The organism is Verrucomicrobiia bacterium (assembly GCA_035574275.1).
Classification (GTDB): domain Bacteria; phylum Zixibacteria; class MSB-5A5; order DSPP01; family DSPP01; genus DSPP01.
The window spans coordinates 61,960-79,514 of record DATLYY010000064.1 but is presented as its reverse complement, the minus strand read 5'-3'; the positions used below and the strand labels follow the sequence as shown (position 1 = coordinate 79,514).

The following is a 17,555-nucleotide window of genomic DNA, read 5'->3' as shown; positions in this document are numbered from 1 at the left end:
CTACGCCACCGGCGCGGCCGCCGGAGTCGGGGCAACTTCGGTCTTGCAAACCGGGCAGAGCAAATATTCCCCTTTGGCCTTGGTTACCTTTGCCAGCATATAATTCGAGTCCCCTTTCGGGCAGGCGGTCGGCATGGGGCGATCCCAAGTGGCAAACTTGCATTTCGGATATTTGGAGCAGGAATAGAAAATCCGCCGGCTTTTGCTGCGGCGCTCCACCAGCTCGCCGCCACATTTTTCGGGACATTTCACCCCGGTTGACTTGACCAGTGCTTTGGTGTTTTTGCAGTCGGGATAGGCCGAGCAAGCAAGAAAGGTGCCGTAGCGGCCCCGCTTGACGACCATCGGCGAGCCGCACTTGTCGCACTTTTCGGTGACTTCTTGGGCCTCTTCCGAACCCTCCAGTGGTTTCGTCGATTTGCACTCCGGATAACCGGAGCAGGCCAAAAACTTCCCGTGCCGTCCCCAACGCACGACCATCGGCCGGCCACATTTTTCGCACACCTCATCCGACTTCTCCTGGGTTGATTTGCGAATCTCCTTCTCCTTTTTCCTGGCCGCCGCCAGGTCCTCTTCAAACGGCTCGTAGAAATCCTTCAAAACCTTCACCCAGTCATCCTTTCCATCCTCCACCGAATCCAGCTCCTCCTCCATTTCGCGGGTGAATTCGTAATCAAAAATGTCGGGAAACTCCGCCACCAGAATCCGGTTCACGGTTTTTCCCAAATCAGTGGGGGTAAGCCGCCGCTCTTTGACTTCGACGTAATGCCGGGTCTTGATGGTGGTGATAATGGACGCGTATGTGGAAGGCCGGCCGATGCCGCGCGTTTCCAACTCCCGCACCAAAGCCGCCTCCGTAAACCGGGCCGGCGGTTTGGTGAAATGCTGGGCCGGCTCCAGTTTGTTCAAGGAAAGCGGCGCGCCGACTTTCAATACCGGAATTTCAAACTGCTCGTCATCCTCACCGTTCTCGTCCTTCAACTCCTCGTATACCGCCAGAAAGCCGGGGAACTTAAGATTCTGTGACGTGGCCCGAAATAGATAGTCGCCGCCGGCGACTTCCACTGTGAGGGCATCGTAAACAGCGGAAGCCATCTGCGAAGCCAAAAACCGGTTCCAGATAAGCTCGTACAGGCGGAATAAATCTTTGTCGAGGTACTTTTTCACCGCGGACGGCGGATAATCAAAGTAGGTCGGGCGAATCGCCTCGTGGGCGTCCTGCGCCCCTTTTTTGGACTTGTAAAAGCGCGGCTCCTCCGGCAAATACTCCTTGCCGTACTGCCTTTGGATGAATTGAGCGGCCCCCTCCCGGGCCTCGTTGGCCACCCGCACGGAGTCGGTGCGCATATAGGTGATGAGACCGATTGTCTCGCCGCCGATTTCCGCCCCTTCATACAACCGTTGGGCCAAAGTCATCGTCTTGCTGGTGGAAAAGCCGAGCCGCCGGCTGGCATCCTGCTGCAGGGTGCTGGTGATATAGGGGGGGTACGGGTTTTTCTGCCGCTCTTCAATTTTCTGGTCGGAGACGGCGTATTTTTGCTTTTCAATGTCGGATAAAATCTTATCGGTTGCCGCCTTGCTGCCGAGCTCAAAGTTTTCCCCTTTGATTTTGACCAGTTTGGCGGCGAAAACATCCTTCTTGGTGGTTTCAAAAAACGCTTTGACGGACCAGTATTCCTTTGGGACGAACTTTTCAATTTCCTCTTCCCGCTCGCAAACAAGCCGCAGGGCAACCGACTGTACCCGCCCGGCGGAAAGCCCGCGGTGCACGGTCTTCCACAAAAGGGGGCTGATTTGATAACCGACGAGACGATCCAAAATCCGGCGGGCCTGCTGGGCCTCCACCTTGTGAACGTCGATTTTCCCCGCCTCGGCAATCCCCCGCTTGACCGCTTCCTTGGTGATTTCGTTAAATGAGGCCCGCAACGGCTTTTTGAGCTTCAGTTGTTGGGCCACATGATGGGCGATCGCCTCCCCCTCCCGGTCCGGGTCCGGCGCGAGATAGATTTTGTCTGCTTCTTTTGCCGCTTTTTTCAGTTCACTGATGACTTCCTTCCGCTTGGCGACAACTTCGTATTCCGGCTCGAATTCGTTTTCCACATCCACTCCCAGCCGGCTTTTGGGCAAATCCATGATGTGCCCTTTGGTCGCCAAAACGGAAAAGTCACGCCCCAAAATCTTTTTCAAGGTCTTGGTCTTGGTGGGCGACTCGACGATGACTAAGTTTTTGGCCATAAATTAAACGTAAACCCCCGAAAAATATTACTGCCGCTCAAATTCTATCTTGCCGGAAACGAGCTCTTCCAGAGCCGCTTCGGCCACCCGATGGGAGGGAAGCTCCTCTTCCATCGGTACAACCCCTTCTTCATATTTCTTGCGCGTGCGATTCAGCCAGCGGGCTGTTTTCGCCGCGCGGATGACCGCTTCGTATCGCGTACCGGATGTTTGAACCACTTTCTCCAAGTTGTTGAAGTTCATCTACTCTCCTTTGTTTTAATCGACAGAAGCCGGGTAAACTCCAGTTCTGGTTGCAACCCTGCATTTCTACTTTTTGTTCCCATCGGGCATCCGCAGCGGGCGGGAAAGTTCCGCAGTAAGTATTGCTTCCAACCGTTTTACGCTCTCCGTGACCGTTTGGTTCACAATCCAATAATCGTACCGCCGGGCGGCCGCGATTTCCCGTTTGGCCTCGATCAGCCGTTTTCGCAGTTCCGCTTTCGATTCGGTCCCCCGGCCGGACAGCCGGGTTTTTAGCGCTTTCCAACCGGGGGGGAATATAAAAACCAAAACCGCTTCCGGGAAAACCTTTTTTATCGCCCGCGCCCCCTGCCGGTTGACGTCGAGAAGAACCACCTTCCAGTTTTTTTTCGATTTCAAGGGGGCCGCGGGCGTGCCATAGTAATAGCCATGGATTTTGGCCCATTCCAGAAGCTTTCCTGTTTTTCGCAGCCGCAAAAATTCCTTTTCCGAAATGAAGTGATATTCCCGACCGTTTTTTTCCCCCGAGCGTGGCGGTCGCGTCGTCACGGAGGTGGAAAATCCGAACTGCGGGTGCTTTTTTAGAATTTCTTTGACCAACGTCGTCTTTCCGGCACCGGACGGAGCCGAGACGACGATATACAGCGGTTTGGGCAAACTTACTCCACGTTTTGAACCTGCTCGCGCAGTTTTTCCAGTTCCTCTTTGACGGCGATTACTCGCCGGGCGACGGTGGCCGCCAGTGCCTTGGAACCGAGCGTGTTCACCTCCCGCCCCATTTCCTGCAGAAAAAAACCCAGCCGTTTGCCGACCGGCCCGTTGGCCGATACCGCGGCGTCAAACCCCTCGATATGGCTTTTCAGGCGGACAATTTCCTCGGTAACATCCGAACGCTCCGCCATCATAGCCACCTCCTGCTCCATCCGAACGGGGTCGTACTTTCCTTCCCCCAAAAGTTCCTTGATGCGCGTCTCCAGCCGCTGGCGGTAGGTCTCCTTGTGGGCTGGAATTTCCTTTTCGATTTCCGCCACTTCTCGGCTAATCAAATTCAAGCGGCTTTTGAAATCCTCCGCCAAGCGCCGTCCTTCCTCCCTGCGAGCGCGATTCAATTCGTCAATCGCCTTGGTCAAGGCCTCTTGCACGAGTTCCAAAGCCCCTTCCGGCGCTTCCCCCAAATCCTCCTTCACCCACCACGGCAAATAGAGCAAATCCTCCACCTCGAGATCCCCCTTCAGCTTGAATCTCTTTTTGGCCGTCTTTAGCCAGTCCAGAAAGGCCTTAACTTGGGACGGATCGAAGGCCCAGGCCGGGCGGTCTTTTTCTTCCCAACGGACACTGACGTTCACCTTCCCCCGTTCTAGCTTGGAAGTCAAATACTCCCGCAGGGTGAACTCTAGCCCGTACAAGAATCGCGGCAGCCGAAAAGTGAGTTCCAGAAAACGGCTGTTTAAAGAGGAAATTTCCGCCGATACGCGGTGTCCGTCCCTCTCCACTTCTGCCCGGCCGAAGCCGGTCATGCTCTGCATAAGAAAAAAGAAGTTACAAATCCAAACCGCTTTGTCAAAACAAAAACTTTCCGGTCGGGCTTTTACACGGGGAATTTGACCCCGGATTGGATGGAGGATAAATTGCGGCATGCTGCTGTATCCGCTCTTGACCGGCTGGGCCGCGCGCGAATTGGAGCAAAAAATCAAAAAAGCGCGCCTGGAGTCCGTCCGCGCTTCGGAGAGCCGGAAAACCGCTTGGCTGACGTTTTTTGACGCCCGTCAGGCCCTCGAAAAGAAAAAATTCCACCTGTTTTTCTCTTTTCAATCCGGTTGTCAGCTCTTCTTTTTTGCACCGGCTGCGGAGGCGAAAACCCGTTTTGGATGGGAAAGTTTTGACACCGAGTTGGGCGGCGCCTACCTCAAGAATGTCCGCCAGCAAGGCAGTAACTCGATAGTCGAAATCTTGTTCACCTGTTCTGATACGTCGCCTAGCGATGATTTTTCGCTTCGCTTTATTCTTTTCGGCAAAGATACTCGTATGGAGTTTTATCAACCGGCCACCGATGAAAAACCAACGAAAAGCTGGCCAATCTCCGTTGAACATTCTCCCAGAAAGGAAAACGGGTTTGAACTATCGCTTTCCAGTGCGGAAAAATTCCTGAACGATAATCCGGAAACATCGCTGGACGAAGCGTTGCGCAAAGCCCTTCGAATTCCTTCCTTTCTGGCTTTGGAGCTCCTGCAACGCGCCCAAATCGATGGACAAACCAATTTTGGTTCACTGTCCGCTGAACTAAAGACAGCTCTGCGGGCAGCCGTCCGGTTGCTGTTTGAAGCAGAGAATTTTGCGCCAACCCTCTATTTCGAAAAAGAAAAACTGAAAGGCATTTCACCGTTTCCGCTTTCATCCGTCAAAGTGGAAAACCAAAAGCAGTTCGCCTCGTTTCTTGATTCGTTTTCCTATGCCGCCGTCTGGAATAAATTGAAAAAATATGAAAAGAAACTGGAAGCCGAAAAAGAGGATTTGGAAAAGCGCAAGGAGAAAATCGAAGCCGAATTGAAAAGCTACGAGAATCCCGAACGCCTGCGACAGATGGGGGACTTGATTCTATCGGCCAAGGATAGAATCCGCCCGCGTGCATCCGAGCTGATTACTGAAAACTGGTACGAAAATCCGGCGGTTGAAATCCGCATTCCGCTTGACCCGGCCAAAACGGCCAGGCAGAATGCCGCGGTCTATTTCTCCAAATTTCAAAAGGCGGCGCGGGCCTTGAAACTTTTACCTGAGCGAATCAAAGAGACCGAAGCGGAATTAGAAAAAGTCGACAAACTGCTGAAGCGGATTGCCGTGAAAGGAATGGCGGAAGAAAAGTGGCTCTTGGCACAGGAACTGGAAACTCTGTACCCACCTCCGGCTGTAGCCAAAAGACAAAAAGCCAAGGAAAAACCGCAAATCGGCTGGACGTTTTGGACGAAAGACGGTTTTAAATTCCGGGTCGGACGCAATTCGGAGGAAAACGACCGGCTGACCTTGCGCGAAGCAGGTAAGAACGATTTGTTTCTGCACGCCTCCCAATCCCCCGGCTCGCATGTGATTCTGGTGGCCGAAAAACGGCCGTTTTCAAAAGAGGCAATCTTGGAAGCCGCCGCGGCGGCGGCTTACTTTTCCAAAGCCCGCCATTCGACCAAGGTCAACGTGGACTTCGCCGAGGTGCGCTACGTCCAAAAACCCCGCAAGGCCAAACCGGGGTTGGTGGTCTTGATACGCTCAAAATCGGTGATGGTGTACCCGAAAAAACCGGAAAGGCAGAAGTGGCCGGATAAAGAATAGGGACTCAGTACCTTGAGCCCCTACGATTCCTAATGAAAGAATCTTAAAAAATCAGCCACTTCTTTTTCTTTTTGTCCTTCATTTCGCGGGTCGGTTCTTTATCGTCCAGAATCAAGTCATCCTTGCCGAACATTTTCAAAAGCAGCTGGTCGGTCGCTACCGCCTCCGCCTCGGATTCCTCCGGGACGGTGACAAAAACCGGCGGCTTGGAGTTGTTTTCACCGTCGGCTTCAATCACCCGCACCAAAACCACGGTTACGTTGTCGTCCCCGCCATTGGCGTTGGCCCGTTCAATCAGGGCAGCCGCCGCTTTTTCCAGGGAAGAATTGGCGAGCAAAATTTCCAAAATTTCGTCGTCCGTAATCATGCCGGAAAGACCGTCCGAGCAGAATAAATAAACATCCCCCGTTTTGACCGGTTCCAAACTGACGTCCACCTTCACCGCCGGACGGATGCCCAAGGCGCGGGTGATGAAGTTGCGGTCGGGAAAGTTCTGCGCTTCCTCGGCTTTCAACTCACCGGAGGCGATGAGCTCCTCCATCCAGGAATGATCCACGGTCAGCCGGCGGATGACTGAATCGCGCAAAAGATAGCAGCGGGAATCCCCCACGTGGCAGATGGCGAACTGCCCGGGGGTGAAGACCCCCGCCACGACAGTGGTCCCCATCCCGCGCATCTTGACCGCCTGCGCGGAGGCCCGGAAAATCCGCCGGTTGGCCAGCCGGACTCCCCGTATCAGGTTTCGGACGGTGGGGGAAAGCTCTTTTCCAAGATTGTCCGGCAGGTAATCCGCCCCCGGCGGCTCGACGACCATAATCTTTTCCAAAGCATCCACGGCCGCCCGGCTGGCCACCTCCCCCGCCTTGTGCCCCCCCATCCCGTCGCAGACCGCCACCACTCCCCGTTCCGGAAGGGTCATAAAGCTGTCTTCGTTCTGCTCTCTTTTCCGCCCCACGTCGGAGAGGGCATAAACATCCAATTTCAAACGCGCTCCTCGCTATCTTTACTTAAGTACGATCCAACCCAAAACCAAGAATAAAATTATAATTCCGCCAATAATCCAGATAATTTTTTGCTCGAAAAACTGATTTTTCGGCTCTTTCCCCATCCGCGGTGGGGCAAAATCGAGCCGGTCGCCGGAAGCCAGCCGGAAGATGGTCGGCGCTTTCTCGCTCAAAATGCCGATTTCATCCCCCACTTGGAGCGGGAATCCCTTCTCCGGCTTGATTTTTTTTCCGTTCACCATCACCCCCAACTTGGAGCCGACGTCGATGATGGAAAAATTGATCCCCCCTCCGCCAGGGGCAAAAATGTTCGACCAGAAAAAAGAGGCATGGCGGCGGGAGATGGAAGTATCCAGCTCCCCTTGTTCATCTTCGCGGACAACGATTTCGTTCGCCTCTTTATCCCGCCCGATTTTGGTCTCCCCGGATTTCAATTGGAAGCGGCGGCCGGCCAATGGCCCCCAGACCGCCAAAAGATAGTATTCGTCCACCCGCCCGGACATTTCAAAAGCGTCGCTTGCTTTGGTTCGGCCCGGCATTGCGGCTATCATTGTTTTTTCGGAGGCTGTATCGTGGGAAGCGGTTACCAGGGGAGGAGGGGGCGCCGGATGTTTGACCTGCGGAATCTTGCTGGTGGGGACCTCCCGTTCCGGCTCCCGCACGGGCGGGATAGGGTGGGGAGTTGGCGGTTCCGGCTCCCGCTGCGGAGGGACTGGAGGGGAAACCAACGGCTCCGCTTCAGGCAGGGGTGGCACGAAAGGAGTCGAAACGACCGGCGGCGGCTCCAGTGCCAATCCTTCCATCTCCTCCGGCAACCGACTGAACACCAGAACGTACGGGCCGATTTTTATTTCATCCCCGTCTTTCAAGACCTGTTCGGCGGAAACTTCCGCGCCGTTGACGAATAGCTGCGGAAAGGCCCCCACCGGTTTGATGAAAAACTGCTGTCCCTTCGGCCAGATGACCGCTTCTTCTTTTCCCACCGTCCAGTCGTCGATTTTTACGTCCGCCAGCCGGTCGGAGCCGACCCGCAGGTTTTTCGCCTCCAGACGAAAAATCTGAATGATTTCGGAATCTTTTTTTAGGACAATTTTGGGCATGCGCCCCTACCGGCTGGAACTGGTGTTTCGGCGCAGGGTGCAGGGCAGCATTTTTCCCTGTCCGGCAACCACGGCAAATTCCTCGGAAAACGGCTCAAAGCCGGGGGGTGAAACCGTGACTCGATACATCCCCCCGGATAGATCCGCAGCGAAAGTTCCATTCCCGTCCGTTTTCCCCTGCGCCACGATCTCCCTTGTCCGACGGCTGCGGATGGTCACGGGCACGCCGGAGAGGCTGTTGGCCCGCTCATCCTTGACAACAATGCGGGTGCGGGAGTCGAGCGCTTTGGTCTCCGGCTTTTCGCCCGGCGGCGCAATTGAACGCGTACCTCCCTTGCCGGCCGGCTTGGCATCCGGCGGCTTCTCCGCCAAGGGAGTCGTGCCGGTCGGCATCAATTCCGCTGCATAAATCGCCTCCGTGGCCGCCCCCACGTCCAACGTAACTTCTTTCGACTGATGCCCGGAAAGGGCAAATCGTATCCTTTGCCTGCCGTAGTCCAGCAAAATTTTCGGGTTCTGGGCCGTGTTGCCGACCGGCGCAGTATCTTTCCCCAAAAAGACAGAGGCGCCGGAGGGGTTGCTGCGAAATTCAATTTCTTTCCGGAAGTAGCCCGTGATGCTGAAATTTAAGGAGGGGGTTCGCCCGGGAGTAAAACGCCACAGCCGAGCATCCGTCATCTCCGCCGTCTCCCGCAGGGGGTCCAGCTTGAAGCCGGAGAGTTCCCCGCCGTTTGGTTCTTTCAGTTTCAAATCGAACGGTTCGGAGAGTTTCCAGCGAACAGTCATGGGGGTTTTGCCCAATTCGGAGCCATTAACCATCACCGCCGCCCCCGACGGCACGGAAGCCAACTGAACGGGGGCTTCAAACGCGTAGGAAAGACTCTTTTTCTCTTTCTTGGGATAGGAAAGATGGGCCATCAAATCCGGCAAGCCTGGTTTGCGGAAAACCAAGTCGTGTTCCCCTTCCGGCAGATCTTTCAACTCCAGGGGCGTCACCCCCTCCTGCTTTTCGCCGTTGATAAGTACCGCCGCTTCGGGGGGGATTGTGGTCAAAGTGACGGTCGCTTTGGCAAACAGGATAAACCAAAGCGCCGCCGCGGCCAGAAGGACGCCGGCGGCGATGCCGATGGGAAGAATCGGGCTTTTCTTTTTCCCGGCCACCTCCGGGGGTTTCTTCATGGGACGGGGAACCGGTGCGGCTTTGAGCATCGTTGGCGCCTCCGCCGGAGGTTTTTTGGCTTGGGTCTTGACTTCAATGGCCGAGGCAGCCGGATCAACGCTTGCGGCCGCCTGCACCACGTCCTTGACCGACACCTCCTCTACATCTTTCACGCCGTGGAATTGAACTTCTTTAGTGGCGATAATCTCCTTGGATTTGTCGGCAATCCGCTTGAGCGTATCCGTGGTGTCTTCCTTGGGGGGCCGCTCCTCCGGGCGCAGCATCAAAAGGGAATTGACGAAGCGGCCAAGCTCCGCCTGCGGCGATTCCAACGGGGAGGTGCGCTGGTAGTTGTACAAGTCGACGTACATCTCTCCGGCCGACTGGTAACGCTCCAGGGGGTCCTTTTTCAATGCCTTCATGACCACCCGTTGCAAGGGGACCGGGACGTTCTTTTCCAGCAGCGGTTCGGTATCCACGCGGGCGGAGACAATATTTTTCATCACGGAATAGTCGGATTCTCCTGAAAAGAGCTGGCGGGTGGTCAAAACCTCATAGAGTGCAATCCCCAGGCTGAAGAGGTCCGAACGGGCGTCGATTTTCTTTCCTTCGAGTTGCTCCGGGGACATGTAGTTGACTTTCCCTTTCAAGATTCCGGTGCGGGTCTCCTTGGCCACCCGCTGGCGGGCCTTGGCGATGCCGAAGTCGATGAGCTTAACGTCGCCGGAGACCGACATCATGACGTTGGAGGGGGAAATGTCCCGGTGGATGATGTTCAAGGGATGCCCCGTGCGGCGGTCCTTGGCCTGGTGGGCGTAATCCAATGCCTTGCACACCTCGGCAATGATATGCACCCCCAAATCCCGCGGGAAAAAGACCTGGTCCCGTTCGCAGCGTTCGAGAGCCGAACGCAAATCGATTCCCTCGATGTATTCCATGATCAAAAAGACCCGCCCCTCGTCCGTTTTGCGCAAGTCCAAGACTTGGATAATGTTGGAGTGGGCCAGTTTGGCGGTGTTCATCGCTTCGTCGGTGAACATGTCCATATACTGCTGGTCGCCGACCAAAGATGGGGCGATTTCCTTGATGGCGACCGGTTTGTCCAAAGTCAAATCCCAGCCATAATAAACGATGCCGAAGCCGCCTTCTTTAAGCTTGCGGATAAGTTCGTATTTTCCGTCTATTAAAACTCTTGTCATTTCCCCTCAAGGTAGTTTATCGGCAGATGGTTGTCAATTATTGCCCAATTGTTCCATCCGATTCGAATGCCGGTTTTTGCTTATATTCGCGTCTGGAAAGAGAATTGTAGCGATGCCGCTTTTGACCAAATCGATTTACGACCCGGTTGAAAAATCGGACGGTGTTCGGATTCTGGTGATGACGCTCTGGCCCCGCGGTTTTAAAAAGGGAGGTTTTGACCGCTGGGAGAAATCTTTGGGCACTCCGATTGAGTTAATTCGGAAGTACAAAGCCGGCAAAATCGAATGGCCGGCCCTCAAAAAAGAGTATAAAAAAGGGATGATCCGACAAAAAGAGCTTTTGACAGAAATCGGAATGTTGGCCAAAACAAAAACAGTCACCCTCCTCTGCGCCTGCCGGGATGAAGCCACTTGCCATCGCTCGATTTTGAAGGACTTGATAAAGGATTTGTAGGGCGTATTGCCATACGCCCTTACTTACCGGCGCTCATCGTAGGCGGCACTTCAGTGCCACTTTTATGGGTAGCCCGGAGCCCCAGCTCCGAGAAAACGGATAAAATAAAAGCCGGCATCCTCCCTCCACCGGGCAGACGCTCGAGTTTGGGGAACTGCCCGGCCGCGCTTGGTAGCGCCAATCGGTGATGCCGGCGGGGAACCACCCACCTTCTCTCTTATACGGAAAACTCGACCTGCGGATGCAGAAATCCATGCTGAACCGAAATCAAACACCTCAAGCCTGCCAGGACACAGAAACTATGGCGGAGCTGGTTCCAAAGGGAGTAATTAAAAATAAGTGGCAATCCCGAACTGCAGGGCCGCCGAACGGGTTTCGTTGTTGATGCGGTCGAATTCCCAGTTGTGCAGGTAATTAAATCGTAAAACTGTTTCCGGCACAGGGCGCAGATTGACACCCAAAGTTACCCGGTGCAAATCCGCCCCTTCGATGTCCGCATCGAAATCGATGTAGTCGTACCGGCTCCCGACGGCCAGAACCGATTGCGGGAACATCGGTAGAATACCATCAAAAAGATTGTATAGCGCCTGCCCATAAAACCCCCACTGCTTTTCGGCAAAAAGCCCGACCAGGGAAGGCGGTATTGCAATCGAAACCCGTGCCAGTTCCCCCTGCAGGGATAAACGGCCGATTTCGTATTCGGCATCGAGGGCCAGAAGCGTGGCTGTGCGCGGTTCGTCCACCTCCACGCCCTCAAGTTTGTAGGTGTTATAGCGGCCGGAGTGAATCGAAAACCCCAACTCGCCGCCGAAGTGCGGACTGAAGGCCAGCCGTCCCACAAAAGCCGGGCTGCCGTTGTTGTCCTCTTCAAACGCTTCCGGGCGGCCATCCGGAAGGGATGTTCCATCTCCGGCCAACAAAATACCGTCCGTCAGCCCGTTGACCAGATAGCTTTCATAGGTTACCCGGTTTTCACCAGAGGGATAAAAAGAGCCGTAGAACCCCAGCCCTGCTTCCGACAGGGTGGCCGGAATAACGCGGGTGGAAACTAAAGGCCGGTCAACAAACTCGTTTCTCGGGCTGTCGTGGGCCAGATTGAACTTGCCCACGGGAGAAAGCAAGATTCCTCCGCGAAGATTGAACTCCTCCCGAAACTGCAAATCTACAAGCGCCATCTCCAGCTTGATTTCCTCCGTGCCGTGCTCGAACTCCAGCTCAGAGGTAAGCTTTATCAAATCGGAAACTGAGGAGAAAAGAAAGATGTTGAAACGCCGCGCCTCGAAGGAGTATCCTTCGTGGATACCCGCTTCATAATCGGAACGGACGAGCATTTCGGCATATCCGCCGACCGCCAGCCGGCCAGAAGGGCGTATCAGATATGGTTTGTCATAAATCCCCCCTTTGACGAACGGCTTTTGAGCCGTATCCGGCACATCTTGAGAGAAAACGGGAAAAGTGAACGCAAGCCCAAGGATGCCAATCGCAGCCAAAACTTTCATCATCCTTCCTTCAAAATGATTTCCATAACCCCCCCCTCTTTTTTCACCGGAAAACGGGTCAAGGCCGCCGGCGCCGGCCCGCGAATTACTTTTCCGCTCAAATCGTACTGCGAGCCGTGGCAGGGACATTCGAATTTGGATTTGGTTTTGCGCACTTCGCATCCGGCATGCGTGCAGGTGGTGGAAACCGCAAAAAGCTCACCCGTTCCATCCTGAAAAAGAACTATCGGATGGGCAAAGCCGAGGGGATATAGCTTGATGTATCCCCCGGGCTCGGAAAGTTTCGGCAGTTCGGAAAGTGTCAACCGGACTCGATTTTCTTTTGTGGAAACCCGCAGGGTTTGTGAATTAACGGCGCATCCCGCAAGCAAGGCGGACATTGGAAAAATGCTGGCGGCAGCCAAAGCGGTCGCGGCGCTCTGCAAAAACTCTTTCCGGGTCATCATAGCGATTTCAGGAATTTCAAAAGCGCCTCCTGGTCGGCGGGCGAAAGCTGAAAAAAAAGTTTTCGGCTCGAATCCGCCTCCCCTTTGTGAAAGCTGATGACATCCCGCAAATCGGAAGTCCGCCCGTCGTGCAAAAAAAACGGCTTCCCTCCTAAAACCGTCTCGAGGATGCCGAGCCCCCAGAGCGGCGTGGTGCGCCATTCGGTGCCGGAGGCCTCCCCTTCGATAAAATTATCCGCCAAGTCCGGCCCCATATCGTGCAGAAGCAAATCGGAATACAGATTGGCTGTCTTGTTGCTCAAAGCGGCAATTGGATGCGGCCCGGTGACGAGGGCCGGAGTATGGCAACGGCCGCAGAGGATGGCGGAAAAAAGGGAATCCCCCCGTTTCACCGGAGGGTCGGCGGGATTGCGTCGCAAAGGGGGTCGCAGGGTTTGCAAATAAAACACGACGTCGTTGATGGTGCCCGCCGTAAGTTCCGGGTCTGGCACTGGATCGCCCCCCGTGCCGCCCGCCAGCGGGTTGAAATTCTCCTCCGGGCGGAAATCGGAGGTGATGCCGATGTCCTGATGGTAGGCGTTGACGGTCTGCTGCAGCAAATTGATGGCCCCGGCCTTGCGCCCAAAACGACCCAGATATTTCCCGTTGTACGGCCCCGGTGGCAGGTTCAAAAACTCCGGCGGGTCGAGAAATTGCGGCCGCCCGGAAATCCCGTCCCCGTCGGCATCCAGCGAATCGACGTTGGCCAGAATGGTGGCGTCCGGTATCGCTTCAATCAAACCCAGCCCCACCACCAAGGGCCCCCCTCGTTCGGAAACGGCGTTCGCTTCGGGCGGAATTTTTTCCGCCGGATACCCCGGTAGGCTCCTTTCTTGAAGCTGCGGCCCGCCGTACTGGGCCAAAACGTCAAACTGCCCGCCCCCCAAGTTCTTGCCGAAGCGCTTCAGATTGACGGAAGGGTGCCCCCGGCCGTCGCCGACGTGGCAGCGCTCGCAAGCGGTGTTGTTGAAAAGCGGCCCCAGCCCGGTCTCAAAGGTGAACACCTCCCCAAACGCCTCATCCCCCCGGGCGAAAATCTTGGCCTGCTCCGGGGTGAGCCCGTCGATGGGGGCGTCCAGGCTCTCCTCCGGCTTGGGGGCTTCCGTGAGAAGTTTTTGACAGCCGGAAAGTCCGCCCAAAATGGAAGCCCCCCCGCAGGCCAAAAGAAAGCCGTATAAAAGCCCGGTCAAAAACCCAAAGCGTTTTCCGAACACCCTTCCATCCTTCTGTTTCTTGCAATTAATTCCACTTAATGGAAAGAATTAATCCGCATTAATTAAACTTGTCAAGCTAAAAAAGCTCCCCCGGGGACTGGCGCGCCCGGCCTCGCGGCCGGCTCGACGCCTCCTTCGACGGTCCGCCGGGAGAGCTTAGAAGTAAAAATCGGGAGAAAGCTGCACAACTGTACTTTTCCCGTTCAGCAAGGAAAACGACAATGGAAGGAAAAAAGTTCCAAGCGGTCAATGTCTAAATTCTGACACAAAGTGTCAGCTTTTTGACATCAGAAAAAAACGAAGAGCAGAGCGGGCAAAATCTGAAACTAAGTCCCAAGCTCCCAGGAAGCGAGATACTTTTTCTGCTCGGAGGTAAGCGTATCGATTCGAACCCCCATCGACTTCAGCTTCAGTCGGGCGATTTCCCGGTCAATCGGTTCGGGTACTGGATAGACCCGCCGTTCCAATTCCCCGCCGGAGGTGACCAGGTATTCCACTCCCAGCGATTGATTGGCAAAGGACATATCCATCACCATTGCAGGGTGCCCCTCGGCCGCGGCCAAATTGATAAGTCGCCCCTCCCCCAATAGATAAACCCGTTTGCCGCCGGGCAACGTGAACTCTTCGACGAACGGGCGCACCTCCCGGCGCTTTTTGGCCAGTTTCCCCAAAGCCGGAATGTCGATTTCGGCGTTGAAATGTCCCGAGTTGGCCAAAACGGCGCCGTCCTTCATCGCGGCAAAATGCTCCCGGCGCAAGACGTTCAAATTGCCAGTGACCGTGATGAAAACGTCCCCCTTGCGGGCCGCTTCATACGAGGATACGACCTCGAATCCATCCATCGCCGCCTCCATCGCCCGCAGCGGATCCACCTCGCAAACAAACACCACCGCCCCCATTCCCTTGGCCCGCATCGCCACCCCCCGGCCGCAGAACCCGTAACCGAAGACCACCACCTTCGAGCCGGCCATCAAATGATTGGTGGCCCTCAGAATCCCGTCGATGGTGGATTGCCCAGTACCGTATCGGTTGTCGAACAAATGCTTGGTTTTGGAGTCGTTGACCGAAATGACCGGGAAAAGCAAATTCCCCTTCTCTTCCATTGCCCGCAAACGGATGACGCCGGTGGTGGTCTCCTCCGTGCCGCCGATGACCCGGTCGGCATCCTTTTTACGGGAAGAATGCAGAAGCGAAACCAAATCCGCCCCGTCATCCATCGTCACCACCGGTTTGATGTTTAGAGCCGACTCGATGTGGTCATAGTATCGTTTTTTATTCTCTCCTTTGACGGCGTAAGTAGGAACGTGATAGTCGAAAACCAATGAAGCCGCCACGTCATCCTGCGTGGAGAGGGGATTGGAGGCGCACAGCCGCACCTGCGCCCCCCCCGCTTTCAAAGCCAGCATCAAATTGGCCGTCTCCGTGGTAACGTGCAAGCAGGCGGCAATACGCACCCCGGCCAACGGTTTTTCCTTGGCGAAGCGTTTTTGAATGTCTGCCAAAACCGGCATGTTGCGGGCCGCCCATTCGATTCGCTTCCGGCCCAAAGCGGCCAACTTCTTATCTTTTACATCATATTCTTTTGCCATTTATTCTCCAAATAAGGTGGCGATTATGCCAGCCGTGCAAGCTCGCTTGCGCGGTTTGTTTTCTCCCAAGTGAACTCCACTTCGTTCCGACCGAAATGGCCATAGGCGGCCGTTTTTAAATAAATCGGCCGCAAGAGCTTCAGATAATCGATAATTCCCCGCGGTTTGAGCGGAAAAAGCTTGCGCACGAGCTGGGTCAACCGGATATCTGGCACCCGTCCCGTGCCGTTGGTTTCAATCATTACGGAAACCGGCTCCGCCACCCCGATGGCATACGCCAGTTGCACCGTGCATTCGTCCGCTAGGCCGGAGGCCACGATGTTTTTGGCGATGTGCCGCGCCTGGTAACAGGCCGACCGATCGACTTTTGTGGGATCCTTGCCGGAAAAAGCACCCCCCCCATGCGCCGCCCAGCCGCCGTAGGTGTCCACGATGATTTTACGCCCGGTCATTCCGGTGTCTGACTGCGGCCCGCCGACCACGAACTTGCCGGTGGGATTGACCAGATAGCGGGTTTTGGAGTCCAAATACCTTTTCGAAATAACGGGAAGAACGACCTTTTCTATAATTTCTTCCTTGGCTTTGTTAGTGATTTTCCTCCCGCTTTTATCCAGAATCTCCTCGGTATGCTGTGAAGAGATGACCACCGTGTCCACGCGGTACGGCGCGCCGTCCCGGTACTCGATAGTCACCTGCGATTTCCCGTCCGGCCCCAGATAGGGCAAAATCTTCTTCTTACGGACGGCCGAAAGTCTTTGGGTCAGTTCGTGGGAAAGCTGAATCGGCAACGGCATCAATTCCTCGGTATCGCGGCAGGCATAGCCGATCATCATCCCTTGATCCCCCGCGCCGCCGATGTCCACCCCCTGCGATATGTCTGGTGACTGTCGCCCGATTGCGTTCAAAATGGCGCAGGTGGTGTAGTTAAACCCGTACTTGGAGTGTATGTACCCGATATCCCGGATCAAATCCCGCACCAGCCGGGGAATATCTATGTAGGTATGGGTGGTGATTTCTCCGCCGACAATGACCAGCCCCACGGTGATGAAGGTCTCGCAGGCCACCCGCGCCCGTTTATCCCGCTTTAAAATTTCGTCCAGAATGGCGTCTGAAATCTGGTCGCACACCTTGTCCGGGTGTCCTTCTGTGACCGATTCGGAAGTGAAAAAGAAATTCTTGCCGTTTTCTTTGCGCATAATGGCTTTTGGCTTCGCTTGGAATACCGCTGCAAACGATGCGAATGGGCTAACTTATCCAAAACAAAACTTTTGTCAAGAAAAGAAAGGGCGCCCTCCGGAAAAAGCTCGCAAATTTACGAAGCCGGACGGCTGGCGGAGACAGCCGGATGGAGAGAGCGGGTTTGTGCTTCCGCTGGCACCCGCACGCACAGCCGGTATCCGCGGTAAATCAGAAGCAGGCCGATAAACTCGGTGACATAGAGCACCTCGGTGTAACCCATCCGGGAAAAACTTCCGCCGATGCCGGGCAGGATGGCACCGACGGCGATCAGGAGATTGCCATAAAAACGGTGGCGGGTCTCGGGACTTTTGCTGTAACGGTAAGCGGACAGAAAGGCACCGCCGACAAGAAAAATCACGGCGTAGGTGTTGATGAGAGGGCTCAAAAGCCGGACCCACGTCCAGCTTCCATCTGGCGAACCGATGATACGGCCGGTCAAAATCCGGCTGCCATATGGTTCTTCCTTCAAAGGCGCCAAAAGCACGCAGGCGGCCGCAAAAACGAGATAAGGAACCAGAACGGAGGAAAGAATATTGGCGGTCTTGCGCTTCAAGAGCAAATACACCGTCCCCTGCGCCAGGGGCACCCCTCCCAAAAGCGCGCCGGAGATGTACCACATCCGAAACAGAACCGGCTGCCAGCCGAAAAGGGTGACCAAACTTTCAAGAAGCGTTCCCAGGCCGTAGGCCGCCACGCCGAAGGTCCACCACAAAAGATGCGGCCCGCTTCTCCGCTCCCGGTAATGCCTAAAAATCCGGTGGGAAAAGTAGGCCGCAAAAAGGGTGGTCAGAATCGGTAAATACAACACCACGTTCAT

The 17,555-nt window shown here is 55.2% G+C and carries 15 protein-coding genes; 2 read left to right on the top strand and 13 right to left on the bottom strand.

What is annotated here, in order from left to right; translation table 11 throughout:
• From topA to VNL73_08905, 4 genes are all read right to left on the bottom strand, one after another.
• Positions 1-2,235 carry a type I DNA topoisomerase gene (gene topA, locus VNL73_08920; protein ID HXF49528.1) on the bottom strand — a complete coding sequence of 745 codons (2,235 nt, stop codon included), beginning with the start codon at positions 2,233-2,235 and terminating at the stop codon, positions 1-3.
• A gap of 27 nt (positions 2,236-2,262) precedes the next feature.
• A complete protein-coding gene (locus VNL73_08915) occupies positions 2,263-2,478 on the bottom strand; it encodes a hypothetical protein (protein HXF49527.1) in 216 nt (71 codons plus the stop codon).
• Positions 2,479-2,544: 66 nt separating this feature from the next.
• Positions 2,545-3,135 (bottom strand): guanylate kinase, encoded by a 591-nt coding sequence (gmk, locus tag VNL73_08910; GenBank protein ID HXF49526.1) that lies wholly within the window; start codon positions 3,133-3,135, stop codon positions 2,545-2,547.
• A 2-nt stretch (positions 3,136-3,137) separates the two neighbouring features.
• Positions 3,138-3,995, bottom strand: a complete 858-nt coding sequence (locus VNL73_08905) for a YicC/YloC family endoribonuclease (GenBank protein HXF49525.1) — start codon at positions 3,993-3,995, stop codon at positions 3,138-3,140.
• Positions 3,996-4,113: 118 nt separating this feature from the next.
• Between VNL73_08905 and VNL73_08900 the strand changes: the two genes are divergently transcribed.
• Entirely contained in the window at positions 4,114-5,796 is a 1,683-nt protein-coding gene (locus VNL73_08900; GenBank protein ID HXF49524.1) for an NFACT RNA binding domain-containing protein, read from the top strand.
• A 43-nt stretch (positions 5,797-5,839) separates the two neighbouring features.
• Here VNL73_08900 and VNL73_08895 read toward each other — a convergent pair whose 3' ends face one another.
• The 3 genes from VNL73_08895 to VNL73_08885 are packed head-to-tail and all read right to left on the bottom strand — an operon-like array spanning position 5,840 to position 10,258.
• Positions 5,840-6,781 (bottom strand): Stp1/IreP family PP2C-type Ser/Thr phosphatase, encoded by a 942-nt coding sequence (locus tag VNL73_08895; GenBank protein HXF49523.1) that lies wholly within the window; start codon positions 6,779-6,781, stop codon positions 5,840-5,842.
• An 18-nt stretch (positions 6,782-6,799) separates the two neighbouring features.
• The gene (locus VNL73_08890; GenBank protein HXF49522.1) at positions 6,800-7,900 is read right to left on the bottom strand and encodes an FHA domain-containing protein; all 1,101 of its coding nucleotides are present in this window, start codon (positions 7,898-7,900) and stop codon (positions 6,800-6,802) included.
• Between the two features lie 6 nt (positions 7,901-7,906).
• Positions 7,907-10,258 (bottom strand): protein kinase, encoded by a 2,352-nt coding sequence (locus tag VNL73_08885; GenBank protein HXF49521.1) that lies wholly within the window; start codon positions 10,256-10,258, stop codon positions 7,907-7,909.
• 112 nt (positions 10,259-10,370) lie between these two features.
• Here VNL73_08885 and VNL73_08880 point away from each other — a divergent pair, with 112 nt between their 5' ends.
• Positions 10,371-10,712: a DUF488 family protein gene (locus VNL73_08880; protein HXF49520.1), complete on the top strand. Its 342-nt coding sequence runs from the start codon at positions 10,371-10,373 to the stop codon at positions 10,710-10,712.
• A 329-nt stretch (positions 10,713-11,041) separates the two neighbouring features.
• Here VNL73_08880 and VNL73_08875 read toward each other — a convergent pair whose 3' ends face one another.
• From VNL73_08875 to VNL73_08850, 6 genes are all read right to left on the bottom strand, one after another.
• Complete coding sequence (locus tag VNL73_08875) at positions 11,042-12,214, bottom strand: hypothetical protein (GenBank protein ID HXF49519.1); 1,173 nt, start codon at positions 12,212-12,214, stop codon at positions 11,042-11,044.
• Complete coding sequence (locus VNL73_08870; GenBank protein ID HXF49518.1) at positions 12,211-12,657, bottom strand: Rieske (2Fe-2S) protein; 447 nt, start codon at positions 12,655-12,657, stop codon at positions 12,211-12,213. The genes VNL73_08875 and VNL73_08870 overlap by 4 nt, the downstream gene beginning before the upstream one ends.
• Positions 12,654-13,910: a di-heme oxidoredictase family protein gene (locus VNL73_08865; GenBank protein ID HXF49517.1), complete on the bottom strand. Its 1,257-nt coding sequence runs from the start codon at positions 13,908-13,910 to the stop codon at positions 12,654-12,656. Before VNL73_08865 ends, VNL73_08870 begins: the two co-directional genes overlap by 4 nt.
• 326 nt (positions 13,911-14,236) lie before the next feature.
• Entirely contained in the window at positions 14,237-15,499 is a 1,263-nt protein-coding gene (ahcY, locus tag VNL73_08860; protein ID HXF49516.1) for an adenosylhomocysteinase, read from the bottom strand.
• A gap of 23 nt (positions 15,500-15,522) precedes the next feature.
• On the bottom strand, positions 15,523-16,695 hold the full coding sequence (metK, locus tag VNL73_08855) for a methionine adenosyltransferase (protein HXF49515.1): 1,173 nt from the start codon (positions 16,693-16,695) through the stop codon (positions 15,523-15,525).
• Between the two features lie 116 nt (positions 16,696-16,811).
• Positions 16,812-17,555 (bottom strand): hypothetical protein, encoded by a 744-nt coding sequence (locus VNL73_08850; protein ID HXF49514.1) that lies wholly within the window; start codon positions 17,553-17,555, stop codon positions 16,812-16,814.

Excerpts from the sequence above, each read along its gene's own strand:
- topA (HXF49528.1), bottom strand. The coding sequence starts at position 2,235 with ATGGCCAAAAACTTAGTCATCGTCGAGTCGCCCACCAAGACCAAGACC.
- VNL73_08915 (HXF49527.1), bottom strand. The coding sequence starts at position 2,478 with ATGAACTTCAACAACTTGGAGAAAGTGGTTCAAACATCCGGTACGCGA.
- VNL73_08905 (HXF49525.1), bottom strand. The coding sequence starts at position 3,995 with ATGACCGGCTTCGGCCGGGCAGAAGTGGAGAGGGACGGACACCGCGTA.
- VNL73_08900 (HXF49524.1), top strand. The coding sequence starts at position 4,114 with ATGCTGCTGTATCCGCTCTTGACCGGCTGGGCCGCGCGCGAATTGGAG.
- VNL73_08890 (HXF49522.1), bottom strand. The coding sequence starts at position 7,900 with ATGCCCAAAATTGTCCTAAAAAAAGATTCCGAAATCATTCAGATTTTT.
- VNL73_08885 (HXF49521.1), bottom strand. The coding sequence starts at position 10,258 with ATGACAAGAGTTTTAATAGACGGAAAATACGAACTTATCCGCAAGCTT.
- VNL73_08880 (HXF49520.1), top strand. The coding sequence starts at position 10,371 with ATGCCGCTTTTGACCAAATCGATTTACGACCCGGTTGAAAAATCGGAC.
- VNL73_08875 (HXF49519.1), bottom strand. The coding sequence starts at position 12,214 with ATGATGAAAGTTTTGGCTGCGATTGGCATCCTTGGGCTTGCGTTCACT.
- VNL73_08870 (HXF49518.1), bottom strand. The coding sequence starts at position 12,657 with ATGATGACCCGGAAAGAGTTTTTGCAGAGCGCCGCGACCGCTTTGGCT.
- ahcY (HXF49516.1), bottom strand. The coding sequence starts at position 15,499 with ATGGCAAAAGAATATGATGTAAAAGATAAGAAGTTGGCCGCTTTGGGC.
- metK (HXF49515.1), bottom strand. The coding sequence starts at position 16,695 with ATGCGCAAAGAAAACGGCAAGAATTTCTTTTTCACTTCCGAATCGGTC.
- VNL73_08850 (HXF49514.1), bottom strand. The coding sequence starts at position 17,555 with ATGAACGTGGTGTTGTATTTACCGATTCTGACCACCCTTTTTGCGGCC.